This is a genomic window from Paenibacillus sp. Paensp111 (assembly GCF_059492195.1).
Genome location: NZ_CP168527.1, coordinates 2,052,735 through 2,078,098, shown reverse-complemented (window position 1 = coordinate 2,078,098; position 25,364 = coordinate 2,052,735). Strand labels below are relative to the sequence as shown.

Annotated in this window: 23 protein-coding genes and 1 tRNA gene; 8 read left to right on the top strand and 16 right to left on the bottom strand. The window is 48.0% G+C overall.

Going from position 1 to position 25,364, the window contains the following annotated elements; genetic code table 11:
- The first annotated feature begins 101 nt into the window (after nt 1–101).
- Nucleotides 102–416, top strand: coding sequence for a DUF485 domain-containing protein (locus ACEN86_RS09630; RefSeq protein ID WP_495634054.1), 315 nt, complete (start codon nt 102–104; stop codon nt 414–416).
- Nucleotides 413–1,933 carry a solute symporter family protein gene (locus tag ACEN86_RS09625; protein WP_495634053.1) on the top strand — a complete coding sequence of 507 codons (1,521 nt, stop codon included), beginning with the start codon at nt 413–415 and terminating at the stop codon, nt 1,931–1,933. The genes ACEN86_RS09630 and ACEN86_RS09625 overlap by 4 nt, the downstream gene beginning before the upstream one ends.
- A 108-nt stretch (nt 1,934–2,041) precedes the next feature.
- On the opposite strand, the gene ACEN86_RS09620 is transcribed toward ACEN86_RS09625, so the two are convergent.
- Complete coding sequence (locus tag ACEN86_RS09620; RefSeq protein WP_495634265.1) at nt 2,042–3,487, bottom strand: MFS transporter; 1,446 nt, start codon at nt 3,485–3,487, stop codon at nt 2,042–2,044.
- Between the two features lie 158 nt (nt 3,488–3,645).
- Between ACEN86_RS09620 and ACEN86_RS09615 the strand changes: the two genes are divergently transcribed.
- Together ACEN86_RS09615 and ACEN86_RS09610 are read left to right on the top strand one after the other, a co-directional pair.
- Entirely contained in the window at nt 3,646–4,068 is a 423-nt protein-coding gene (locus ACEN86_RS09615; protein WP_495634052.1) for a MarR family winged helix-turn-helix transcriptional regulator, read from the top strand.
- Nucleotides 4,069–4,146: 78 nt separating this feature from the next.
- Entirely contained in the window at nt 4,147–4,470 is a 324-nt protein-coding gene (locus ACEN86_RS09610; protein ID WP_495634051.1) for a hypothetical protein, read from the top strand.
- A 100-nt stretch (nt 4,471–4,570) separates the two neighbouring features.
- On the opposite strand, the gene ACEN86_RS09605 is transcribed toward ACEN86_RS09610, so the two are convergent.
- The 4 genes from ACEN86_RS09605 to ACEN86_RS09590 form a co-directional block, all read right to left on the bottom strand.
- Nucleotides 4,571–6,007, bottom strand: a complete 1,437-nt coding sequence (locus ACEN86_RS09605; RefSeq protein ID WP_495634050.1) for a M14 family zinc carboxypeptidase — start codon at nt 6,005–6,007, stop codon at nt 4,571–4,573.
- Nucleotides 6,008–6,281: 274 nt separating this feature from the next.
- On the bottom strand, nt 6,282–6,653 hold the full coding sequence (locus ACEN86_RS09600; RefSeq protein WP_495634049.1) for a hypothetical protein: 372 nt from the start codon (nt 6,651–6,653) through the stop codon (nt 6,282–6,284).
- Between the two features lie 193 nt (nt 6,654–6,846).
- Entirely contained in the window at nt 6,847–7,683 is an 837-nt protein-coding gene (locus tag ACEN86_RS09595; protein ID WP_495634048.1) for a prohibitin family protein, read from the bottom strand.
- A gap of 105 nt (nt 7,684–7,788) precedes the next feature.
- Complete coding sequence (locus ACEN86_RS09590) at nt 7,789–8,568, bottom strand: ABC transporter ATP-binding protein (protein WP_495634047.1); 780 nt, start codon at nt 8,566–8,568, stop codon at nt 7,789–7,791.
- 169 nt (nt 8,569–8,737) lie between these two features.
- Here ACEN86_RS09590 and ACEN86_RS09585 point away from each other — a divergent pair, with 169 nt between their 5' ends.
- From ACEN86_RS09585 to ACEN86_RS09575, 3 genes are read left to right on the top strand one after another with little or no spacing between them, the layout of a single operon-like run.
- Entirely contained in the window at nt 8,738–9,625 is an 888-nt protein-coding gene (locus ACEN86_RS09585) for a GNAT family N-acetyltransferase (protein WP_495634046.1), read from the top strand.
- 36 nt (nt 9,626–9,661) lie between these two features.
- Nucleotides 9,662–10,525, top strand: coding sequence for a class I SAM-dependent methyltransferase (locus tag ACEN86_RS09580; protein WP_495634045.1), 864 nt, complete (start codon nt 9,662–9,664; stop codon nt 10,523–10,525).
- A gap of 6 nt (nt 10,526–10,531) precedes the next feature.
- A complete protein-coding gene (locus tag ACEN86_RS09575) occupies nt 10,532–11,257 on the top strand; it encodes an RluA family pseudouridine synthase (RefSeq protein ID WP_495634044.1) in 726 nt (241 codons plus the stop codon).
- A gap of 62 nt (nt 11,258–11,319) precedes the next feature.
- On the opposite strand, the gene ACEN86_RS09570 is transcribed toward ACEN86_RS09575, so the two are convergent.
- The 6 genes from ACEN86_RS09570 to ACEN86_RS09545 form a co-directional block, all read right to left on the bottom strand.
- Nucleotides 11,320–11,757 (bottom strand): MarR family winged helix-turn-helix transcriptional regulator, encoded by a 438-nt coding sequence (locus ACEN86_RS09570; protein WP_495634043.1) that lies wholly within the window; start codon nt 11,755–11,757, stop codon nt 11,320–11,322.
- A gap of 253 nt (nt 11,758–12,010) precedes the next feature.
- The gene (gene gyrA, locus ACEN86_RS09565) at nt 12,011–14,446 is read right to left on the bottom strand and encodes a DNA gyrase subunit A (protein WP_495634042.1); all 2,436 of its coding nucleotides are present in this window, start codon (nt 14,444–14,446) and stop codon (nt 12,011–12,013) included.
- 11 nt (nt 14,447–14,457) lie between these two features.
- The gene (gene parE, locus ACEN86_RS09560) at nt 14,458–16,437 is read right to left on the bottom strand and encodes a DNA topoisomerase IV subunit B (RefSeq protein ID WP_495634041.1); all 1,980 of its coding nucleotides are present in this window, start codon (nt 16,435–16,437) and stop codon (nt 14,458–14,460) included.
- A 169-nt stretch (nt 16,438–16,606) separates the two neighbouring features.
- Nucleotides 16,607–17,596, bottom strand: a complete 990-nt coding sequence (locus ACEN86_RS09555; RefSeq protein WP_495634040.1) for an ABC transporter permease — start codon at nt 17,594–17,596, stop codon at nt 16,607–16,609.
- Nucleotides 17,589–18,572, bottom strand: coding sequence for an ABC transporter ATP-binding protein (locus ACEN86_RS09550; protein WP_495634039.1), 984 nt, complete (start codon nt 18,570–18,572; stop codon nt 17,589–17,591). The genes ACEN86_RS09555 and ACEN86_RS09550 overlap by 8 nt, the downstream gene beginning before the upstream one ends.
- Before the next feature lie 25 nt (nt 18,573–18,597).
- Entirely contained in the window at nt 18,598–19,410 is an 813-nt protein-coding gene (locus ACEN86_RS09545) for a GDSL-type esterase/lipase family protein (RefSeq protein WP_495634038.1), read from the bottom strand.
- Nucleotides 19,411–19,577: 167 nt separating this feature from the next.
- Here ACEN86_RS09545 and ACEN86_RS09540 point away from each other — a divergent pair.
- Nucleotides 19,578–19,650 (top strand) — tRNA-Lys (locus ACEN86_RS09540).
- A gap of 159 nt (nt 19,651–19,809) precedes the next feature.
- On the opposite strand, the gene ACEN86_RS09535 is transcribed toward ACEN86_RS09540, so the two are convergent.
- The 5 genes from ACEN86_RS09535 to ACEN86_RS09515 form a co-directional block, all read right to left on the bottom strand.
- Nucleotides 19,810–20,349: a CAP domain-containing protein gene (locus tag ACEN86_RS09535; protein WP_495634037.1), complete on the bottom strand. Its 540-nt coding sequence runs from the start codon at nt 20,347–20,349 to the stop codon at nt 19,810–19,812.
- Between the two features lie 174 nt (nt 20,350–20,523).
- Entirely contained in the window at nt 20,524–21,534 is a 1,011-nt protein-coding gene (gene mglC, locus ACEN86_RS09530; protein WP_495634036.1) for a galactose/methyl galactoside ABC transporter permease MglC, read from the bottom strand.
- Nucleotides 21,535–21,560: 26 nt separating this feature from the next.
- Entirely contained in the window at nt 21,561–23,072 is a 1,512-nt protein-coding gene (locus ACEN86_RS09525) for a sugar ABC transporter ATP-binding protein (protein WP_495634035.1), read from the bottom strand.
- Between the two features lie 138 nt (nt 23,073–23,210).
- Nucleotides 23,211–24,233, bottom strand: a complete 1,023-nt coding sequence (locus ACEN86_RS09520; RefSeq protein WP_495634034.1) for a galactose ABC transporter substrate-binding protein — start codon at nt 24,231–24,233, stop codon at nt 23,211–23,213.
- Nucleotides 24,234–24,475: 242 nt separating this feature from the next.
- Complete coding sequence (locus ACEN86_RS09515; RefSeq protein ID WP_495634033.1) at nt 24,476–25,297, bottom strand: MBL fold metallo-hydrolase; 822 nt, start codon at nt 25,295–25,297, stop codon at nt 24,476–24,478.
- Nucleotides 25,298–25,364: the final 67 nt, after the last annotated feature.

The following is a 25,364-nucleotide window of genomic DNA, read 5'->3' as shown; positions in this document are numbered from 1 at the left end:
TACTTAAGCCCTATTCTAAGAAGGCTCATTTGTGAATATGCTTGTTAAAGCGCTTACATATTGTCACACAATATTCACATTTTAAGACTGGAGGGAATGACATGGAACCGAAACCGGATTACAATCGAATTTCGACAAGCTCAAATTTCAAACGATTGATGCACAAGAAAAAGCGATTTCTGTTTCCGATGACCTTGTTCTTCCTCGTATTCTATTTCCTGCTTCCTGTGCTGACCTCGTATTCCAAAGCGCTGAATGAGCCAGCCATTGGGCCCATTAGCTGGGCATGGGTGTTCGCTTTTGCCCAGTTCATCATGACCTGGACGTTATGTATCCTTTATTCCCGCAAATCCGTTCAGTTCGATCAAGATATTGAGCGTATCAAGCAAGAAGCCGCTGGGAGGACACAAGCATGAATACAACCGCCTTCTCTCTTTTTCTCGGAATTGTCGCCATTACGCTGATCATTACTTATTTTGCTTCCAAGCGGACCAAGAGCACGAGCGAATTCTATACCGGCGGGGGCGGATTAACCGGTTGGCAGAACGGTCTTGCCATCGCGGGCGATTACATGTCTGCCGCATCGTTCCTCGGCATTGCCGGGTCCATTGCGCTTGCGGGTTTTGATGGCTTCTTCTATAGCATCGGATTTCTGGTCGCCTACCTTGTTGTCCTGTACCTCATTGCAGAGCCATTAAGAAATCTCGGACGCTACACCATGGCAGATATGATTGCCGCCCGCTTCGACGACAAGAAGATTCGCGGGGTAGCCGCCCTCAATACGATTACAATCTCCACTTTCTATATGATCGCACAGCTGGTTGGAGCCGGCAGCTTGATTCGTCTTCTGCTCGGGCTGGATGCGGTGACCTCCATTGTTATTGTCGGTGTGCTGATGACCGTCTATGTGGTCTTCGGCGGCATGACAGCAACCAGCTGGGTGCAGATCACCAAGGCTGTGCTGCTGATGGCTGGTACGTTCATTATCTCCATGATCGTATTTGCGAAGTTCAATTTCTCACTCACCGAGATGTTCAATCAACTGAAGACCGCCACTCCGCTTGGCGAAGCTTTCCTGAATCCTGGCAACAAATACAAGGTTCCGCTGGATACCTTGAGCCTTAATCTGGCTCTTGTGCTCGGAACCGCGGGTCTTCCGCATATTCTGATCCGGTTCTTCACGGTAAAAGATGCACCCACCGCACGCAGCTCCGTGGTTTATGCCACCTGGATTATCGGCATTTTCTATATTATGACTGTATTCCTTGGCTTCGGTGCTGCTGCCTTCGTAGGGGCCGATGCCATCACGGCTCAGGATAAAGGTGGCAACCTGGCAGCTCCGCTGCTTGCCAAAGCTCTGGGCGGCGACTTCCTCTTCGCCTTCATCTCAGCCGTCGCATTCGCGACCATTCTGGCAGTAGTCACGGGCCTTGTGCTGTCCGCCGCTTCGGCGTTCGCCCATGACTTCTATGGCCACATTATCAAGAAGGGCACCGCTTCCGAGAAGCAGCAGCTTAAGGCTGCCCGCTGGGCTTCGGTCGGCGTCTCTGTGCTGTCCATCATCCTTGCCCTGTTCGCCATGAAGCTGAACGTGGCTTTCCTGGTCTCGCTTGCCTTTGCCGTAGCCGCTAGTGCGAATCTGCCTGTCCTGGTCTTTACGATCTTCTGGAAAAGGTTCAATACGGCCGGTGCGATCACCGGGATGCTGACCGGCCTGATCAGCGCGCTTCTCCTTGTGGCTGTAAGCCCAAGTGTCTGGGATCCAGCAGGGAAAGCTATTTTCACAGGAGATGCTCTCTTCCCGCTTACCAATCCGGGCATTATCTCGATCCCGTTAGGGTTTATCGGAGCCATTATAGGCACCTATCTATCCTCCAAGACCGACGTGAATAAATATACCGAAGTCATGGTGAAGGCTAACACCGGGCTGTAACAGTATATTGCTCTGAAGTCGTGGCTAAACAGCGCACCCCCTAATTTTACTAGGAAGTCCTATCCGGCTCTCCAAGTAACTAAGGGGGTGCGTTTGATTTCTATGTGATTATTGCTTTTGCTTTCTTGAGGCCCATAATCTCCATCCGGTGAGCAGGGCAGCAGCCAGACTAATACAAGCAGCCAGGATAAATACGGTATGCATGCCTGTTAGGAAAATATCCGGTCGGCCCGGAATAAGTCCAATAACCCGATGTCCTGCCTCACTGCTCATTACACTAAATAGAGTAGTAGTCGCTACTGTAATCCCGACAACCATCCCGATATTGCGAATTAGCGAATTAATGCTCCCCGCTGTTCCGAGCTGGGTTCTTGGCACCTTGGACATGACCAAGGAATTATTCGGGGATTGGAACAACCCGTTACCCACGCCAAGAAGTGCAGTCCACAGTCCAACAAATCCGAGCGAGCTTCCTTCGTGTAGGGAGGCCATGCCACAAAGTGCAGTCACGATGACAAGGAGCCCGGCAAAGGTAAGCAGCTCGGAGCCTATTTTGTCAGATAATGCCCCGCTGAGCGGAGCCACGATCACCATAGTAACTGGGAATAGCATCAGCAGAAATCCTGCATGGTAAGGAGACAAATGCATTACGCTCTGGGTATAGAACGGAGCAAGTATGTTGAAGCAGAATACAGAGACGAACACGAGAAAACCGCAGAGAATGCTTATCGAGAACCATGAATTTCGGAACAGAGACAGCTGCAGCAGCGTGGCCGAGCTCCGGTTCTCTACCCACAGGAACAGCAGGAAGGCAGCCCCTGACACGATTAGGCTGGCAATGATCCATCCGTTACTGTACCCTGTCTGCTGGCCAAGCAGCAGCCCCGCGAACAAGAGCAGGATAAAGAAAGCAAACAGCAAGGTGCCAGGCAGGTCCATTCTGGTTCTGGTCTTAACAAGATCTGCCGGAAGCACCTTCCAGCCAAGTACTATAGCAATAAGTCCAATCGGTATGTTCACCCAGAATATATACTCCCAGCCAAAGGAAGAGACCAGGACGCCGCCGATACTAGGGCCCGCGATGCTTCCAAGTGATACGAAGGTGCCGATCAGTCCAAGTGCCCGGCCCCTCTCGTTCGCTGGGAAGATGTCGGTGATAATCCCCATGTTATTCGCCATGGTCATTGAAGCTCCAATAGCTTGAATAACTCTTGATATGATCAAGAAGGTCAAGCTGGTGCTGAAGCCGCATAACAACGAGCCAATCAAGAACACTACGGTGCCTATTTTGAATATTCGTATCTTGCCGACGTTATCTCCAAGCTTCCCGAAGAAAAGCACCGCGGCACATATCGCCATCAAGTAACTAGTGGCCACCCACTCGGTCTCTGCTACAGCCAGTGATAGCTTGGCCGATATTTCGGGCAGTGCAATATTGACAATGCTTCCATCCAAGGTTGCCATGAACGTAAATAAATTAACAGCGATCAGGATGAACCAGCGCCTTCGCTGGACAGCTTCATTCTCCTGATAGGTTTGGGGAATGGCATTCATGTTCACACCTCGACTCCTTATCCTATGTATTTAGTTGCAGACGCAACGATATGCAGTACACAGATTATATCCCAAGTTAGTTGCGTGCGCAACAATTGTAGGATAAAATTTCAGGTAACAACAATGTGAGTAAGGGAACCATTGCAGGGGGTAACGGAATGCGGAAAGAACCCATTGGGAAGCTGATTTCCCTGATCCATAGACATAGTCAGAAGACCTTGAATAAACGGCTTGCTGCATATGACCTCGGAGGAGGCGGCCAGCACAGCTTTTTGAAGACCATCCTTCTTAAGCCAGGTATTAATCAAGACCAATTGACCCATGACCTGAAGTTTGATAAAGCAACAACGGCGAGAGCCGTCAAGCAGCTTGAGCAAGACGGATATATTCGCAGAATTGTGAATGATCAGGACCGACGTTCGCTCTCCTTGTTTCCTACCGAGAAGGCTGAAGCTTTCCTGCCAAAGCTTCAATCCATTCTCGATGAGCATAATGACCGGCTCACCCGCAACTTAACGGAAGATGAGCATCTACAGCTTATTGAACTTCTGAACAAAGTGAATCTGGAGACGGAAGAATGAATTGTGCTGTCCCTGCCTTTGGAATGGCAGGGTAATCATGTTATTATATAAGGCAATGAACTAAGGAGGAATCACTTGTTGAACAACATATCGGACAACCAGCTGCAAGAATCCAGGGAGGGTATGGGAAGCGTCGTTGTATCCATTCTGCTTATGATAATTGCTTTTATATTGACGCTATTTACCCTGCTGATCTTCTTTCGGAATTACACTTCCCCAAACACCATAGGAATTTGGATTCCCATGGGCATCACCTCGGCAGCCAGCCTTGCAGGTCTGCTCTTCGGGCGCAACGCACTTAGAACCGGAGCGGCTCGCGGACTATCGCTGCTGAGCATGACCGTCTGCGTTCTCCTGCTCCTGCTCGAAGCGGGGCTCGCTGTGTATATGCTCATGAAGTAAGTAATTAATCTAATCGGAGTACAAAAAAGATCTGAAAGACGGACAAGTCTGCATTAGTCCGTTATCAGATCTTTTTGTATTATGATGGAAATCTGCTGTGTTACTTAGAAGGAGACTGATAAATCCATAGGTCCCCAATCGGAGTATTGATCTTGTACCAGCTGCTCCACTGCTGAATCGCATGCACTTCAGTTAGCGTAATCGTAGCTTGTGATTCTTTCGCGGCAGGCTCGGAATACACCTCGGTCTCCGCTCCAAGTGTCAATGTGAGATCCACATCTACAGGTTCCCCTGCTGGCTTGGTAGTCTCTGCCGGTTCACGTACGACTGCGTTTTTGTCGTAGAGCCACTTGTCTCCCTTATCGGTCTTCACCTTGTACCAATTGCCTGACTTGGCAGTTGCGGTTAGCGTCTGTGGTGGGATGGTACCGACAGTTCCCGATATAAAGTTATTGGAGTTAAACAGCTGCTTGAGTTCCGATATTCTGATGTCTTTGTGGAATTCCTGCACAGCCTGCTTGGCTTGATTCTTCTTCAGCCACAGTCTGTAACCTTCATCCGCAATCCATAATCCAATTTTCTTGTTAAGCTTCCACTCGGAATCAAATACGGACACGGAGAGATTCGTCTCTCCTTCCTTGATGCCGATCTCCGGCGTAAACGCAGGTCGGCCGAATGTAGTAATGAACCAGTCGGTATATCCTCCCCCAGACGGGTTAGGTACTGGCTTGACCTGAGAATACCCGGTAATTGCAGTGAACGTATTCGCAAGCTTCTTATCACGGGCCAAATTGCTCGGCTTAGTATTGAAATTCCAGTATAAAATATGGCCCGCGGTATGGTAGGACACAGCGATCTCAGGATTAATGGCATAAGTGAACTTGACCATGCTCTGGTTCTCACTCGTCTGCAGCGGCTTCTTGCCGTTGTAGTTCATCCAGCGAGGCGCCTTGGCGGGAAATTTAATGCTTGACCAAAGAGCTGGATATTGGCGATTCAGATCAATCCCCTGAGCATTCGCCTTCCAGCGCTTGAAGTTCCGGCTTCCCTCATTCATTTTGATCAAGTTCGACCATACCAGCTGAGGAAATGCAGATAGGCCGTACTGCTGAAGTGTCACACCATCCGGGTTAACCATCGGAACGAACCATATCGTCGACTCAGACAATATTGTTCGAACATCATAACCTTCAAATTTGCTGCCGCTCTCATAAGCTTTGGCATATTGCTCAATCATGTACATATTAAGCGTGCTGGTGAGCCACTCCCGGGCATGATGTGATCCGTTGAAGAATACGGTGGACTCCCCGGTACCAAGACTTACTGCCCACTGCTCGCGCCCATACGGAGTCTTCCCGATTGACTTATAATGAATGAGATCCGGATATTCACTGGCAAGCTCCTTGATATCCTTGGTCATTCTATCATAAGTATAAGTTTCCTTTGGATTTACTATATTTGAAGCTGCAGATACCCCTGCTGTATGTATGAAAGCGATGCTAAGACTTGCAGCGCCTGCGATGAGCCACCTTTTCATTTTGACTTTATTCCCCCATGATGTAGATTATCTCTCCTTTACTAAAATATCTCATTCTATTAACTATTGTCTAGTTAAAAAGACCCTGCCTATCAAACATTAGGAGGACTTTAATCATAGACTTTTATAATTTTCTTTCTGAAAGAACATCGCAAATAAAAGACTCTTAGCAGATGATTCATCTAACTGGTTAATATTTCCCTGATTAATTCGATTTCTAACAACACAAACGCCTTCAGCAAGCTGCGGTTCTACTCAGCACTTTAAGGTTGTATCACAGCACAATAGTCGAATTAGTTGTGAAGCCTCTCCACGATGCATCCACTGGTTTCGATCCATTACCGTCATCACTAATTAACACTGTATACTTCCCAGATCTCACACCTTGAGGAAAATCATCCGTACTATACCAAGTGTATGAGCCTTTTCCGGGAATGGTTTTTGCGACATACGTTTTGTTAGTCTTATCGTGGGTAACCACTACTTTTACTGGTGAGCTAGATTTATTCTTGAAGTATATTTTGACATATCCATACCCGCCAAGTACTACAAATCCTGAATTTTTAATACCAAATGGAGTAGCAATTAATGCAATTACTCCCAGTGCTAAGACCAGAGCTGACAACATTAATACTCTTGCTTTCACAATTCATACCCCCTCGCAATTGTATAATTTTAACGATAATTATACCAATAATTGGTACTTTTTTAAAGTATTTATAGAAATTTATACCTCTTAATAATAACTGGTTAATAATTTATTCTGGTAGATAACTTTGCTATACACAAAGAAGGACGAAGCGATTGCTTCGTCCTAGGTAACTGTTATTATGTTTATTTTACTTGCCGTTCAGCGAGTTCACATCAATAAATGGGGTTGCCCCGCCAGTAACCTGCGGCATTTGACCGTTCCACTTCTCAATCGCCTTTTCCTGAATTTCAATCTGCTTCAGCTGCACGAGCTCAGGTGTTACTTCCTGCTTCTTCAGCTTCAAAGATTGCGCTTCCGCTTGGGCCTGGGCAATTTTCTGCTTGGCTTCAATCTCAATCCGCTTCAGGTCATTTTCAGCTTTCAGCGCCTGCTGCTGAGCAACCTGCTTGGCTTCAATCGATTGATTGAATGCTTCCGAGAATTTGAAGTTAACGATGTTAATATCGTTCACAACCAGATCGTATTTCGAGAGACGCTTGGTCAGGTGCTCACTAATTTCTCCAGCAACTACATCCCGCTTGGCAATCAAATCCTCAGCCGGATAACGTGCGGTAACTTCCTTCACAATTTCCTGAATTGCCGGATTAATGATAACTTGATCGAAATTTCCCCCGATATTGTTCATCAGGTTATACACTGAATCCTTGTTCACGGAATAGTTCACGGCAACATGAGTGGATACAGGCTGTAAGTCCTTGGACGAAGCAGTCGTATCAGTCTCCGCTTTACTCACTTGAACATTGACCTGAATAATCGTCTGAACAAACGGAATCTTTAGATGAATCCCCGGTGATAAAATGTTGTCATTCAGCTTGCCAAAAGTCTTGTAGAGCCCTACATGTCCATAGGTCACGGTAGCATACGAATTAAGTCCCACAATAATTGCTGCTATGGCAATTACAATGGCTGCCATCCCTACTCTCAGATTGCCTACCCTCTTCTTCGGTTCTGTTCCTGGATTCACAGATATCCCTCCACTGGTCTATAGGTCTATTCCGCTTATCAAAAGCGTACTTACCCAATAGTACGCAGACATCCAGAGAAAGTGGCAAATTAGGCAAATAATTCTTTATTTTTTTGACAGCCAGGCGCGGTCTTGATTCCATAATACATGTACAGGCATTTCGAAGAATTCAGACAGGCTCTCATTCTCAAGCACTTCCTTGGTATACCCCGAGGCGAACACTTCGCCTCTGCGGATCAGCAGCGTCTTGCTGAAGATCGGAAGAATCTCTTCCGTGTGATGGGTGACATACAAGAGATGCGGCGCATCAGGCTGTTTCGACAGCTCTTCGATACTATCCAACAGGCCTTCTTTGGAGATAAAATCAAGTCCGTTCGCGGCTTCATCCAGAATGAGAAGCTTGGGAGAGCCCATTAGGGCACGCGCGATGAGCAGCTTCTGCTTTTCCCCTTGGGAACAAGTCTGATAGGAGCGTCCGATTAAATGGGAACATCTCAGCTGTTCCATCAGCTGCTTAGCACGGGTGTAGTCCTCCTCAGAAGGCTTCTCATATAAACCTATAGAAGCATACTTGCCGCTTACTACTAGATCCTCGGCCTTTTCATTTCCATACAGCTTCTCTTGAAGTGAAGAGCTGACCCATCCAATTGATCTGCGAAGCTGCCGGATATCCACCTCACCAAACTTTTGACCCAACACCGAAATTTCACCCTGCGTAGGCCAAATATAACCGTTGAGCATATTCAACAAGGTTGTTTTGCCTGATCCATTAAGTCCCAGTAGAGCCCAGTTCTCCCCCTTAGAGACTGTCCAGTCAACACCTTTGAGCACAGATTTACCGTCTCTTAGCCAAGAGACACCCTTCATCTCAATGATATGTTCCATTTCCGTAACCTCCTGCTCCTTGTCTTCGTTATTCCAAAACTACCCCCGCAACAGGATACTTGTCAACTCACACGCCGATTTCCTATCCATATATTGGCTGTGCTCACTCGGTTCAATCCTTTAAAATCAAATTGTGACCTCGCAATCCGTATTTCCAGGAGGAGATTGAATGCTTACGAACACCCAGTGGGACCAAATAGCTGAATTGGAGCAAATCTGCAACCGCCATGACGGTATTCATCTGAAGCTCAACTGGGATATGCTCAGAGCCCGGAGACCTGATCAAAATGATGATTACTACGTTCTTCGTAACGGGCGTATTGTCGGCTTTCTTGGCTTGTACTGCTTTGGCAAAAAACTCGAGGTATGCGGCATGGTTCATCCGGATTATCGGCGTCAGGGCCTTTTCTCCTCCTTGCTGGAACAGGCACTTTCTGGAGATAGAACGAAAGATCTTGAGGAAGTATTATTGAATGCGCCTGCAAATTCAGTATCCGCAAAAGGACTGCTCAAGTCGCTGGACGTTCAGTATGCCTTTTCGGAATACCAAATGACTTATTTCGCTGGTAATGAGATACCTCAGGTCCATGTTCCCGGCTCCACCATAGCTCATCTGCGGCCTGCTGACCGCTCAGACCGGGCAGATTTAATCCGGCTGGACGAGCTATGCTTCAATTATCCTCACTCTGCAGCAGAACAGTACTATGAAGCAACAATAGAAGCACCGGACTCCGTAACTTACATCATTGAAGCAGGTGGAAGAACTGCGGGTAAGGTTAGAATTGTACATGAGGCTGAGGTCAGCTGGATATATGGACTAGCTGTATTTCCGGAATATCGCAGGCAGGGGCTCGCTAGAAATGCTCTTCAACAGTTAATCCAGCAGTCAGCCCTTATGGGACATTGCCTTCGTCTGGAGGTAGCTCTCAATAATCCGGCAGCCATGAATTTGTACGAGTCAGTCGGATTTGAAATCACGGAAGTCCAGGATTATTATCGACACACTCTTTTCTCCCTTGATAATATGGCATCAGATACGCAAAATAAGGTACAATAAAGTCTAAATGAATTTTACCGAAGGATGGAGCATGTTATGTATATCGCAGACGATTGGAAAGACTATGAAGTTATCGATACGGGGAACGGCGAGAAGCTTGAGCGGTGGGGTGATGTGTTCCTCCGTCGTCCGGATCCTCAGATCATCTGGCCGATCCAGCAGGAGAATCAGGAGTGGAGAGAAGTTCATGGCCACTATCACCGGAGCTCTTCAGGCGGCGGCGAGTGGGAAATGAAGAAAAAGCTTCCAGAGCGCTGGACAATTTCATATGACAAATTGAAGTTCCATATTAAACCTACGAACTTTAAACATACCGGATTATTCCCCGAGCAGGCTGCCAACTGGCGCTGGATGATGGACAAGATCTCGAATGCCGGACGGCCGATCAACGTGTTGAATCTCTTTGCCTATACGGGAGGAGCATCCGTAGCAGCGGCTTCCGCAGGAGCTTCAGTGGTTCATGTGGATGCTGCCAAGGGCATGGTGCAGTGGGCTAAAGAGAATCTGCAATTATCAGGACTCGGCGACCGGCCGGTTCGCTTCATTACCGATGATGTATTCAAGTTCGTACAGCGTGAACAGCGCCGCGGCAGCAAATATGATGCGATTATTATGGACCCCCCTTCTTATGGACGCGGACCAGGCGGCGAGATGTGGAAGCTGGAGACTAGCTTATATCCGTTTGTGGAGTCCTGTATGTCCATTTTGTCAGACCAACCGTTATTTATGCTGATCAACTCGTACACCACGGGAATCTCACCTACCGTACTTACCAACATTTTGAACATGACCGTGAAGAAAAGATTCGGCGGACGGATCTCCTCCGGTGAGCTAGGCCTGCCGGTTACCCGGTCAGGACTTAATCTGCCATGCGGGATATTGGGACGATGGGAGGAATAGCTCCCTATGTGTGCTCATGAGCATTCAGCCATACCTATTCTCTACGAGGATAATCACCTTCTAGGCATAGTAAAGCCGGTCAATGTATTGTCCCAGGAGGATGCATCCGGTGATCCGGATCTTCTTACCCTGCTCAAACAGGACCTTAAAGAGCGTTATCAGAAGCCAGGTAATGTATACCTCGGTCTTGTTCACCGGCTGGACCGGCCAGTTGGGGGAGCGATGATCTTCGCCAAGACTTCCAAGGCAGCCTCTAGGCTGTCCGAAGCGGTCCGGAGCCGTTCCTTTAGCAAGACTTATCTTGCGGTAGTTCATGGCTCTCCTTCAGCGTCCTCGGGCCGGCTGGAGGATACCCTGCTTAAGGATGAACGTACGAATACAGTCCGGGTAGTATCCAAGGGAACCCCCGGCGGCAAGCATGCTATCCTGGACTACAGGGTGCTTGGTCAACTTACGAACGGTCTAAGCCTTATTCAAGTGGAACTGCTGACCGGAAGGTCTCACCAGATCCGTGTGCAGTTAAGTCATATGGGCTGTCCCTTATACGGCGATCAGAAGTATGGAGCCAAGCTTAACAAGCCCGGACAGCAGCTCGCTCTCTGGTCCGCTTACGTAGGCTTTCCGCACCCGGTTACAAAGGAACCTGTAGCTCTTATATCGACGCCACCTGATGAGTTCCCTTGGAATCATTGGCCAAGAGCTCTGTACGATCAAGCAGCCCGGTCATTCTAGAAACTTAGACTTCCGTAACTTAGACATTCATCCATGAAGACGAAGAGCTTAAGCCAATTGGCTTAAGCTCTTTCTTTATTTAGAACCGGTTCGCCTGACGACGTAATCTTGCTAAGCAGGAAGATCAGCAGCTGCTGGTTGTGGGAAGAGATTTGATCCAGAACATTCCCGAGGAAGTCATTACGGATCTGAAGTCCTCTATCCGTCTCCTCTCTTCCCTTCTCTGTGATGGAGATCCAGACTATTCTGCGGTCCTCCAGATCTCTCTCTCTTGTGATCAGCCCCGCCTTCTCCATACGATCCAGAAGCATCGTAACCGCGGCTGGAGTAGTAGCCAGATAAGGAATGAGATCGGACGGCTTCATCTTCTTGTTGTCTTCCAACAGTTCCAATACGGAGAGCTGAGCTCCAGTTAGTGAAGGCGAAAGCTCTGACTCCATGTGCATCTGGTAGTTCTTGGTTAGCTTGGCCCACAAGCGGGCGAAATCCTGCGTGTACATTAAATCCCCCCGTTATCAACAGATCTCAAGTTCGCTCCTGTGTTACTTCATCAGATAAACTTTCGCCACGGGGCTCTAATTTCCTTCCGGCATGACCCAATTTTCTCCAAATACTTCCGTTCTCCCTCTAAATGAACAACTTTGTTCCCCCACTTTCAGCAGCAGGGCACAAGTCAATTTCAAATAAAGCCTAAATATGTCCGCACATAAAAAGCCCTCCCAGCCTTAAAACGGCCGGAAGGGCTTGTCTTATTTAGGATTTACTCACTAGCAGATCAATAATTTCATCGCTCTTATCCAGTTGGCTCATGGCTTTACCAATCGATTTGCGGTCCATGATCGGAGCCTGTTCAGAGCTGAAAGTAAAGGTTTTGCCGTCTTTGATTACAGCAGTAATCTGCAGGGGCTCCCGGCAGAAGTACGCACCGGCAATCCGGCTGCCATTTGGCTTCACACGCTTTCCTTCTTTGAATTCGAAAGACTGTATGCCTTTGCCTCCACGGCTTTGTGTAGGGTAGTCAAGCAGAAGGGACCTCTTCGCATATCCAAGATCTGATATTACGAGAACCTCACCTTCTTCTCCTTCGACCCATAAGGCAGCGGCCACCTCGTCGTCTTCACGAAGCTGAATACCCCTTACACCACCGGAAACTCTGCCCATGGAACTTACCTCTTGCTCATTAAATCGAATTGCCATACCCAACTTGCTAATCAGGAAAATATCCTGTGTATTCCGGCTCAGCGTAACCGAGATTACTGTATCTTCCGGTCCCAGCTTCGCTGCAGCTATAGCTCCCGAGCGCTTGGATTGATATTCTTTAAGTTCTGTTCGCTTAACCTGGCCCCGCTTGGTTACAAAGACAAGGCTTGAATCCTCCTCGAAGTTCTTGACCGGGATTACGCTCACGATCCGATCTTCCTTCGTCATCGGAATAACATTTACAATGGCTGTTCCGTTATCTTTCCACTTGAACTCTGGTACCTGATGAACTGGCAGCAGGAAGTATTGTCCCCGCTGAGTGAAAATTAGCAGGTTCTCTAAAGTATTCACATCAAGAATATGCTTGATGTAATCCCCTTCCTTCACACCCGAGCCATCCCGCTCACCGCCGGAACGGGTGAAGGAGAGCATGCTGGTCCGCTTAATGTAGCCCTCGCCGGACAAGGTAACCAGTACATCCTCCTGGGTAACCAGAACTTCCAGGTTAACCTTGAGTTCTTCCACCTCACCCTGGATTTCCGATCGGCGGTCAATCCCGTATTTCTCGCGAATCTCATGGAGTTCCTTCTTGATCACGTTCGTCAGCTTCTTATCGCTTTCCAGGATGGCTCTCAAGGAGTTAATCTTCTTCTGCAGGTCATCCAGGTCCTTCTGAAGTGAGGTAATCTCCAGATTCGTCAGTCGATACAGCTGAAGCGTAAGAATCGCATCAGCCTGGCGTTCCGTAAATCCGAACATCCACTGGAGATTGTTCTGCGCATCCTGCCGGTTCTTGGAAGCCTTGATTGCGGCAATTACTTCATCCAGAATGTTGAGGGCCTTAACCAGACCTTCGAGCACGTGTGCACGGTCCTCTGCTTTCTCAAGCTCGTATTTCGTACGGAACGTCACGACTTCACGTTGATGGGCGATATAAGCTTCCAGCATCGCTTTAATTCCAAGCTGCTTCGGTGTCTTGTTCACGATAGCAACCATATTAAAGTTATAAGTCACTTGGAGATCTGTCTTCTTGAACAGATAAGCCAAGATCCCCTGGGCGTCCGCATCTTTCTTCAGTTCAACCACAATACGAAGCCCGCCGCGCCCGCTCTCATCACGAACCTCGGCAATACCTTCAACCTTCTTCTCCAGCCGGATGTTCTCCATGGAAGTGACCAGCCGGGATTTGACAATCTGATATGGAATCTCGGTGATGACGATCTGCTGCTTGCCGCCGCGCAGGGATTCAATCTCCGTCTTCGCCCGGATATAGATCTTGCCTTTCCCTGTCTGATACGCATCCCGGATGCCATTCTCACCCATGATTGTCCCTCCGGTAGGGAAATCAGGACCCTTGACATAGGACATAATCTCATCCAGCTCAATCTGCGGCTTCTCCATCAGAGCAACACAAGCATCAATAATTTCCCGCAGGTTATGCGTAGGAATCTCTGTGGCGAACCCGGACGAAATGCCGCTTACCCCATTGACCAGCAGGTTCGGATAACGTGAGGGCAGAACCACAGGTTCCTTGGTCGTATTATCAAAATTATCTTTGAACAGAACCGTACGCTTCTCGATATCACGCAGCAGCTCCATTGCGATCGGAGATAGCCTTGCTTCTGTATAACGCATAGCTGCAGCCGGGTCGTCGTCCTGGGAGCCCCAGTTCCCGTGGCCATCGACCAGGACATGTCCCATTTTCCATGGCTGAGCCATTCGGACCATTCCTTCATAGATCGAAGAGTCTCCATGCGGATGGTAGTTACCCATTACGTCACCGACGGTCTTCGCCGACTTCCGATATGGCTTATCCGGCGTATTCCCCGAATCGTACATCGCATAAAGGATACGTCGCTGTACCGGCTTCAGACCATCCCGGACATCGGGGATAGCCCGGTCTTGTATAATGTATTTGGAATACCGCCCGAAGCGGTCTCCAACAACCTCTTCCAAATAAGCGGGCAAAAAATTCTCAAGCGAGCTCATTCATTCACCTTCTATTCCTCAAACTCTGTGAAATCCACATTCTCCACTATCCAGCGCTTACGAGGATCGACCTTATCGCCCATTAGCGTAGAGACACGGCGTTCCGCCTTGGCGGTATCCTCTATTTGGACCTGCAGCAGATTGCGGGTCTCAGGGTTCATCGTTGTCTCCCAGAGCTGCTCTGGGTTCATCTCGCCCAAACCTTTATAACGTTGAAGTTCAAAGTTCTTGCCGAACTCTTTCAGGTAATTCTGGAGCTGTTCATCGGTCCAGGCATATCTTGCGGTCTCCAGCTTACCTGATCTTCGTGTAATCTTATACAGCGGAGGCTGTGCTATATAGACCCTTCCGGCATCAATTAACGGCTTCATATAACGGTAAAAGAATGTAAGCAGAAGCACCTGAATATGTGCTCCATCCGTATCGGCGTCCGTCATGATGATGATCTTCGAATAATTGCTGTCTTCCACTGCGAATTCAGTTCCAATTCCTGCCCCAATGGCAGAAATAATATAACGATATTCATCATTCTTCAGGATATCTGCAAGCTTTGCTTTCTCCGGATTCATCGGCTTGCCTTTCAAAGGCAGGATAGCCTGAATCTTGGAATCGCGTCCCTGCTTGGCTGAACCTCCCGCGGAGTCTCCCTCTACGATGAACAGCTCCGTGCGAGTCACGTCTTTGGACTGCGCAGGGGTCAGCTTACCCCCGAGATTCGAGCTTTCACTTCTCTTCTTGCCTGTGCGCATCTCATCACGCGCTTTACGTGCCGCTTCCCGTGCCCTGGAAGCTTGGACAGCCTTCTTGATCAGCACCTGCGCTACCTGAGGATTCTCCTCCAGGTAGACCTGCATCCGTTCAGATACGATCGAATCCACCGTGCTGCGTGCGGAGGCACTGCCCAGCTGGTCCTTGGTCTGGCCCACAAATTCGACATCGGACATCTTCACGCTGATGACGGCCATCATGCCTTCACGAAGATCCGTTCCCTCAAGATTCTTGTCCTTCTCCTTGATCATCCCGTTCTTGCGTGCATAATCGTTCATGATTCGTGTGTACGCAGTCTTGAACCCGGTCTCATGCGTACCGCCGCCCCGTGTCGGAATCGAGTTCACGAAGGACGCGAGCGTCTCAGTGTATCCGGCATTGTATTGCAGGGCAACCTCAACCTCCACGTCCTCTTTCTCGCCTAGAAAGTGGATGACATCATGAAGTACATCCTTGCCTTCATTTAAGAATTGAACGAACTGTCTTGCTCCGCCTTCATAAAAAAACTCGTCGGAACGATCGGATCGCTCATCCTTCAGAACCACTTTCAGGCCCGAGTTCAGAAAAGCAATCTCCTGCAAACGTTCCGCGAGTGTATCATAATTCAGCCCAATGCCGCCTTGAAATACTCGAATGTCGGGTTTGAACGTGATCTTCGATCCGGTACGGTTCGTATTGCCCAGGACTTCTAGACCGGTAACAGGTTCCCCTACGTGTTCTATTCCCTTGGCATCCACCCAGTATTCAAAACGCTGCTTGTGAATTTTGCCTTCCCGGAAAATTTCGACTTCCAGCCACTCCGACAAAGCGTTAGTCACCGAAGCCCCTACACCGTGAAGTCCACCGGACTTCTTGTAGCCTGCTCCTCCAAACTTTCCTCCGGCGTGAAGAATGGTGAAGACAACCTGAGGAGTTGGAATTCCTGTCTTATGCATACCGGTCGGGATTCCCCGCCCGTTATCAAATACGGTAATAGAACCGTCCTTGTGCAAAGTAATATCAATTCGCGAACAGAATTTGGCGAGATGCTCGTCCACTGCATTATCCACGATTTCCCATACGAGATGGTGTAGGCCCGACGAGCTTGTACTCCCAATATACATACCTGGCCGCTTACGTACTGCGACTAGCCCTTCGAGCACTTGAATGTCGTCTGCCCCGTAACCCTCTGAGCCGCTTCTGCCCACAGGTTCTTCAGCAAACAAATCGATCTGGTCGACCATTCATGCTCCTCCTTTATTTACACTTTATGTATACAGTGTACCGAAGCAAATATCCCCCTGGATAAGCTATCAAAGCGATAAACTTCTCCAAGGGAGAGTCTTCATAAGTTACACTGTATTAACAAAACCCTTCAAAATGCAAACAGATGTTTTGTTATCCTTGTCCATTTTAATTCAATATATCCTGTTTCGTAAAGACAGTGAATGAAATGATAAGCGAAACGGCCGCCCAAATGGCCAGAACTGCCAAAGAAAATCCTAATGTCATTCCTTCTATAGGTGCCGGAGAGCCCGCCAAATAATTGGTTAGATCCAGATTCACCATGAACAGGTATTTAGCACTTGTCCAAGCTGACGCCATATTCGTTAAAATGGTTCCTGCAATTAACGCGGCCATCATGATCACGATGCTGGCTGCTGTGCTGCGTACCAGAACAGATACCATGAAGGCAAGCATAGCTACCGTTATGCTCATGAACCAGATGAGTCCGCATTGCATCAGAATATAAGCCCACTGCGGAACAGCATGTACCCCAGACAGATCAACATCAGAGCCATTAAGCTTAAATCCGGTAAATACCGGTATATTAAATCCTTTGTACCCAAATACCAGCCCCGATATCAAATAACTCACTACAAAGGCGGAGACCACGATCAATGAGACGAACATAAGAAGGGTGATCAGCTTACTCAGCAACACCTTCCATCGCCGCACAGGCCTCGTAAGCAGCATCTTGATCGTACCCGAAGAACGTTCCGAGGATACGATATCCGACGCAATGGCCATAATCAGCAGTGGAATGAACAGCGTAGCTGCGTTATCCATGAACTGCCGGGTGAAGCCTACTCCTCCCGGCTCCTGAGGATTCACATCATGCTCCAAATAATATTTCATCTGCTGTATATATATAATTCTGTATTTCTTCCATTCCTCAGGTACTCGTGCGCTTTGAAGGGAATTCTGATTGTCTGTGATAGCCTGGCGAACAGCCAGACGCCAATCGGAATTGAATTTCTCACGGTTATTCTGGGCAATCTTCATCTGTGCGTATACAAAGATAGGAACGAGCACGAGCAGAACCAGGATGACAACATAGAATCTCTTCTTCTTCATCATCTTGATGGTCTCGTTCTTAATTAGCGGCAGAATACTATTCAATGGATTCACCTTCTGTCATCTCGAGGAACAGCTGTTCCAGAGTGGGATTTATCTTATGAACATCACTAACCTCAACCCCGGCGTTCACAAGCAGTGTAACAATAGTGGAAATGGAGTCACGGGTGAATTGTGTAACCACGGAATTCTCATTAAGCCCTGCGGCAATGGAATCATCGAGCACACTATGGGGATCAGCCACAATTTTCGCCCCCTGCGCCATCAGAATTTCAGTGCCTCGCGCCCTTGGATTTACCTGCCAGATCACATAGTTGGCATTTCCGGAGACCAGCTCATCCACCCCGCCAACAGCCAGAACTCTGCCTCGGCTTATAATCGCCACCCGATCGCAGAGCAGCTGAATTTCACTTAGAAGGTGGCTGGATACGAACACGGCCATCCCTTCTTCGGCCAACCGCCGGATAAAGGCTCTAAGCTCCTTGATCCCCTTAGGGTCAAGTCCATTCGTGGGCTCGTCCAGAATAAGCAGCTTGGGGCGTCCCAGAAGAGCTTGAGCTATCCCCAGGCGCTGGCGCATCCCCAGGGAGTAGGTCTTCACTTTATCGTGAATACGCTGGTCCAGCCTTACGATATCGACAACCTCCTGTATCCGCTGCTCATCGATCCCACTCTGCATACGGGCAAAGTGCTGGAGATTCTCCCACCCTGTCAGGTAGGGATAGACCTCGGGGTTCTCCACAATGGAGCCTACAAAAGCCAGCGCACGTTCCGGGTCCCGATTCACATCATACCCGCAGATCTGGACTTTGCCCTCAGTAGGCTTAATCAGATCCACGAGCATACGAATAGTGGTCGTCTTCCCCGCTCCGTTCGGTCCAAGGAATCCGAAGATCTCTCCGCTTCTCACGTCAAAAGTCACATCATCAATGATCCATTTCTTGCCGATTTTCTTCCGCAAATGCTCTACAGACAGGACAGTCTCTAAGTTACTGCGTTCTTCACCACTGTATTGGGCCAATTCATCTCACTCCTAACCTGATCTATTAACGCAGCCCCTGAACGATGCGTTCAGCGATATATTGATATCCCTCATCATTGGGATGAAAATGATCGTCCGCCAAGTATTTCTGCGTGTTACCCGTGAAAATATCAAAGGTCGATACAACCCGCCCAGTCTCATAAGTATTCAGTATTTCTGAAGCTCTCAGGTTCCATTCTGTAACCGCCTGGTTCCCTGGTATTCTCATTTCTTTCAGGTCGTTAAAAGGATTATAGAGCCCTACATACACCAGCTGCGCAGCAGGATTGATCTTATGAATCTTATCGACAATCTGCTTTAATCTTAGAGATGCCTTCTCAACTTCTGAAGATAATTCCTTGTAAGTTGGAAGTGCTTTTCCCGTCTGAACATTCTGGGCACCCTGGAACAGATCATTTCCCCCAATTGACAAAAGAATCACGTTGGCGTTCTTTAGAACATACTGCACACCTTCTTCATCCAGCGTTGGCAGAAGTCCTTTCGTGGTCATTCCGTTCACACCTAAATTGTTCACAAGTTTAACCGGAAGCTTCTGGCCCTTCTGAAGCTCGGTTACCGTTCTGCGGACAAACCCTTGCCCTGTATCATCTCCGGTCCCCTTAGCCAATGAGTCACCCAGAGAGACAATACTGAACTCCTTGGCACTCGTTGAAGGTGCTGCATTCGATAAGCTTCCGCTAGGAGCGCTAACCCACGGGTTACCGCTAGAAGGTGAGATCACGTCTTTAACCGCATACAAAAAACCGGCAAGCAGCAATAGCGTTGCCAGAACTGAGGTTATTCCTATAGTCCGCCATAACCCTGACGAAGAATTCATAATGGCCCTCCCGCTCAATAAAGTTAGTTGTGTTAAGTCACTATTACCTTGGTCTTGACTTATGTAATTAACATAAATCACCTTTTTACAATTTGCAAATTCATTCGATTAACTTCTGGACAATTATGTAAATAGGGCGTATAATAATTCTCACCAAGTTATATTTCGGGTTATTAGCTTAGCTGGTAGAGCAGCCGACTCTTAATCGGCAGGTCGCAGGTTCGACCCCTGCATAACCCATACTTAATTGATGCAAGAAGCAGCGGACATGTTCCGCTGCTTCTTCTGTTGTTGCCGCTCATCATTCTGTTCGGGGATAGCGCAGAATATCAGGGCCTTGGATGAGATTAGTTAGAACAAAAAGCACTGCTATCCGGGCTCAGCAGTGCAGAAAATGTATTATTTTCCGATAAATTCTTGGACCCAGAGTCCGTTAAAGTAACCGACACCGATCATCTTATAATGCGGGTTCAAAATATTGGCCCGGTGCCCCGGACTGTTCATCCAGTCCTTAACGACTTCTTCAGGAGTCCGCTGTCCCTTGGCAATATTCTCACCTGCATAACGAAACGTAATGTTATAAGCGTCCATCATGTCAAACGGCGACCCATAAGTTGGTGAGGTATGGCTGAAATAATGATGCTTATACAAGTCAATCGCCTTATCCTTCGCAAGTCCCCTAAGCTTGTCATGAACAACTAGCGCGCCGAGTCCTGCATCCTTCCGTTCCTTGTTAACGAGTTCAACCACCTTGGCTGCCCGATCAGCCTGAATCTTCGCGTACATCGCTGCAAGATCTGCCTGCTTGGAACTTACACCAGCCTTCGATAAAGTGGCAGCCGCTGCATCCGAATTGGTGAAACACACAGTAAGCAGCAGGGCGGCCAGTAGTGTAGAGATCATGCGTGATGCCGATACTCTTACGTGTTGCTTGTCCATGATCTATCTCCCCTTTCCAAGCGGAACTTTACATTCATTAACCTCATCTTGTCAGTATCATTCAAGAGAGTTATTCCTTATGTAACATTTTAACATGGATAGAATGACCTTGCATTACCAAAATGTGGTATAGCCGCGGCATTTCTGCCGCGGCTGTTTTGTTGCTTCATATTATTATTTTTTGTTTGCATATTTACGCATATCGAAGGCCACGGCAGCAATGATGATCATACCTTTAATGATGAGCTGCCAGTTCGGGCTGACCCCGATGAACGTAAGTCCATAGTTGATGACTGTGAAGATCAGCACCCCGGTCAAGACACCCGGAACCGTACCGATACCGCCAGTTGTTGACACACCGCCTACCACACATGCTGCGATGGCATCAAGCTCGTACATGTTACCGTAGTTGTTAGTTGCTCCACCTGTTCTTGCTGCTTCCATTACACCGGCAAGACCATACAATGCACCAGCGATGGAATAGATCCAGATCAGGTTACGGGATACGCTAATACCCGATACTTTAGCAGCTTGTTCGTTACCGCCAATGGCATACATATTTTTACCAAGACGCGTCTTGTTAAAGATGACCCATACGATAATAGCTACAATGATTGCAATAATTACGATATAAGGAATGGAATATTGGCCCGATCCGATACTTCCGGAGCCCCACCACTTGGTGAAGTCTGGTCTTAGTCCGCCAATTGGCTGTGAGTGGTTCGGGTCCATATCGAAGTACAGCGAGTTCACGCCGTAAATAATAACCATCGTGCCCAGTGTTGCGATGAACGGAGGGACTCTTAATTTAGCGACGATCAATCCATTGATCATACCGAACAGGAATCCAACTGCAATGGCCAGCAGAACCGGAACGATAACCGGCAGGTCTACAAGACCCGGGAAGAATCTTCTTGGGTAGTCCTGTATCTGCAGCATCGAAGCCGAGATAACAGCGGTAAGACCCACCATCCGTCCTGCGGATAGATCCGTTCCTCCTGTGATCAGGATAAAGGCAACTCCAAGGGCAATAATTGTCCGTGTAGCTGATTGGTTCAACACATCACGCAGTGCGTTAATCCCGATAAAGGATGGGTCATAAATCGCGATCCCGATAATCAATACCACCAATACGATATAGATGGCATTATGAGTAATGATCTCTTGAATTCTTCTAGTACTCATGTTTCTGTTTCCTCCCTCTCCCGCCTCTAATGCTGGGCAGCCAGACGCATAATTGTCTCTTCACTGGCCGTTTCTCCATCTAATATTCCTGTCATTTTCCCTTCGGACATAACCATAATGCGATCCGACATCCCCAGCAGCTCAGGCATCTCTGAGGAGATCATAATGATGCTCTTCCCCTGGCGTGCCAAGTCGGCAATGATGGAGTAAATCTCAAATTTCGCTCCAACGTCAATCCCGCGTGTTGGTTCATCCAGAAGGAGAATCTCAGGCTCGGTTAACAGCCATCTTGCAAGCAGAACCTTTTGCTGGTTCCCCCCGGATAAATTCATAATGAGCGCTTTCGTATTCGGTGTTTTGGTACGCAGCTTCTCAATCATTTTATTGGTCTCTGTCTGCTTCTTCTTCTCGTTGAGCAGCAGATATGGCGTCATATATCGGTCCAGATTGGCAATGGCCCCGTTCTCATGCACGGACAGTACGGGGAATATCCCGGTAGTCCGGCGTTCCTCGGTCAATAGAGCCAAACCATATTTCATAGCATCCTTGGGAGACTTAATTTTGACTTTCTTCCCGTGAATCGAGATACTTCCCGATGACAGCTCCCTTAGGCCGAACAAAGCTTCAATCAGCTCGGTTCGCTGAGCACCAACCAGACCGCCAATACCTAGGATCTCTCCTTTTCTAAGCTCGAACGAGACGTTCTTGAACGATTTGTCTACTGGTGAAGTTAATTCGTGCGCCTGTAGAATTACATCACCCGGCACGTTGTCGCGCTCAGGGAAACGATGAGTCAAATCGCGCCCGACCATCTTAGAGATGATCAGGTCCGTTGTCATCTCGGCCGCTGGCCAAGTGCCAATCTTCTTGCCATCACGCATGATGGTAACGTCATCCGAGATGCGGAGAATTTCTTCCATTTTGTGAGATATATAAATGATGGCGACGCCTTTGGCTTTCAGATCACGGATAATACGGAATAAATGTTCAACTTCCACACCAGTGAGCGACGAGGTTGGTTCATCCATCACGATAATTCGAGAGTTAAAAGATACCGCTTTCGCAATTTCAATGGACTGTATCTTCGACACAGACAATTTACCCACTAAAGTATCCGGCTTCAAATCAATATCCAGCTGTTTGAATAAATCTTCTGTATCACGGTACATCTTGCTGTGATCCACGAATTTGAATGGCCCTATTCCCTTCATCGGGAATCGTCCGAGCCAAATATTCTCCATAACATCCCGGAAAGGGATTGGATGCAGCTCCTGATGGATCATCGATATCCCGTTAGATAAAGCATCACTTGAATTCAGGATCTCAGTTTTTTTGCCATTCAGATATATTTCTCCACCGTCCGGCTTGTAAATACCGAACAGGCATTTCATCAGGGTAGACTTCCCTGCCCCGTTCTCGCCCATAAGCGCATGCACAGTTCCAGGCCTAACCTGAAGGGTTACTTGATCTAGAGCTTTAACGCCGGGGAATTCTTTGGAGATGCTTCTCATCTCCAGGTAATAATCTTGTTCAGCCATTTGCATTTCGCCTCCTTACTACCGCATTTCCTATCCACTTTATTTATACTTTGCGATTAATAAAATTCGGAAGGCTCCCTGCAGTTCTGCAGAAAGCCTCCCTTTTCTTATGCCTGATGCCGAGAAGCTTTAATTCACTTATTGAGCGTCTTTCATGTTGTCTTTAGTGATTTTTTTGTAAGGAATCCATACATATTGCTTGTCGGTTACATCAAAGCCAACGCTTTCCTTCGTAATTTCTTTGCCTTGGCCAAGCAGGGACGCCAGTGTTACTGCCGCTTTACCTTGGTTGTTCGCATCATTTAGAACAGTTCCAAGCATAGTTCCGTCTGAAAGAGCTTGAAGCGCTGGTGCAGTGGCGTCAACGCCTACAACAGGGATGTATTTACCGCCTGTGAAGTATCCTCCAGCTTTCAAAGCTTCGATAGCTCCAAGTGCCATATCATCGTTGTTCGCGAATACCGCTTCGATCTTATCGCCATGTGAAGCCAGGAATGCAGCCATTTTCTCTTGACCTTTTACGCGATCCCAGTTCGCATTGTCTTCAGCCAATTTCTCAACCTTGATGCCTGCTTCTTCTACAGCCTGAATGGAATACTTCGTACGAAGCTCTGCATCCTGGTGACCTTGTTCACCTTTCAGCATGACATATTGAAGCACGCCGTCTTTATTCTTATCCGCTTCCGGATGAGCTTTCCAGTAATCTACAACCAATCCGCCCTCAAGGGTTCCGGATTCTTCTGCTTTGGCTCCGACGTAATACACTTTATCCCATTTCTTCATATCCTCAGGAAGTGGTTCACGGTTCAAGAAGACAACCGGAGTGTCTTTTGTTTTGGCTTTATCAATGATGACTCCTGCTGCCGTACGGTCAACCGGGTTGATAACAAGAGCTTTGGTGTTCTTGGTCAAGAACAAGTCAACCTTATCATTCTGTGTCGGTTGAGAGTTCTGGCTGTCTACGATCTCAACTTTTGCAATCCCTTTACCATTCTTCTCGATGGAGTTACGTACCCCAGTCATGAACGTATCGTCGAACTTGTAGATCGCTACGCCTACGCTCGGCTCAGTGGAAGAACCGCTGCTTCCAGAGCTTGAACAACCCGCCAAGGCTGCTCCCAATACCGATGTTGCCAATACTACCATGCTTAATTTCTTCATATTTCTGTTGACCTCCCATAGTCTAAAATGATTTGCCTCTTCTTTATCTAGGTCATCCGTGTGGGTCTTGTGTACCACTTGGTTACGTTTTCATTATGCCTGAATAATGAACTTCTGCGAATCTAAAATTCTGATGTGTTTATATAAAAATTCTCACTAATCTGCTTAAATGAGCATAATAAAGCGCCTCTTCCACAATAGGAAGAGACGCTTCATCTAGCTTGAACGATTCTAATCTTAGATCACTTGCTCTGATCGTCTACATACCTGCCATGCTCAGGCACGGCAAGCTCATCAAAGTTTATGGCCAAATGATCAAGCCCAGTCCTCAATTGTTCTCCTGCCACCGGTTGTCCATGTCCGGTAATTGCCCTTTGGGGTCTCAGCGCTGCCAGCTTACGCACGGAATCTCTCGCCTGCTCCCAATTCGTTGTGAAATAGGCTGGAGGCCCATGAAGTTCCTTCTCTTGGGAAATGACCGATAGAGCAGATTCTTGTTTCACTGTAATGAAAGCATCCCCTGCTATCAGAGTCCCGTCCGCTTCTCTATACAGGGATACATGCCCCGGACTGTGTCCTGGAGTATGAATCCACCGCCAGTCCGGAAGATGAGGTACACTTCCTTCGTTAGGAAGCGGATGCACCGATCCACCCAAATTAATGGCCTTATGCGGATAGAGCGGAGAAATTCCTGCCATGATTCCCCCGCCCACACGGGGATCAGCCGGCGGATAGTCCTGTATTCCTGTCAGAAACGGCAGCTCCAGTGGATGAGCATAGACAGGAACCTGCCAACGTTCCGATAGCGTAATTACCCCTCCGACATGGTCAAAGTGACCATGGGTAAGAATGATGGCTTTGGGCGGACATCCATAACGCTCATCCGCTTCCTTCTTCAGGGCATTGACCGTCGACTCCAGACCCGTGTCGACCAGCACCCAATCTCGCTGAGAGGGCTTGCCTACAAAGCATACATTCGCAATTAGCGTCCTTACAAATGTTACGTCCCCGGTTACGTCTTCCTTATCGATCGCACCTGTCTTCAGCAGACCTTTACCATCCATTTCGAATCACTCCAAGTCTAAGTAAATCTCGTAGGTTAAACGTAATTTACCCAGGGACAGGCAGATC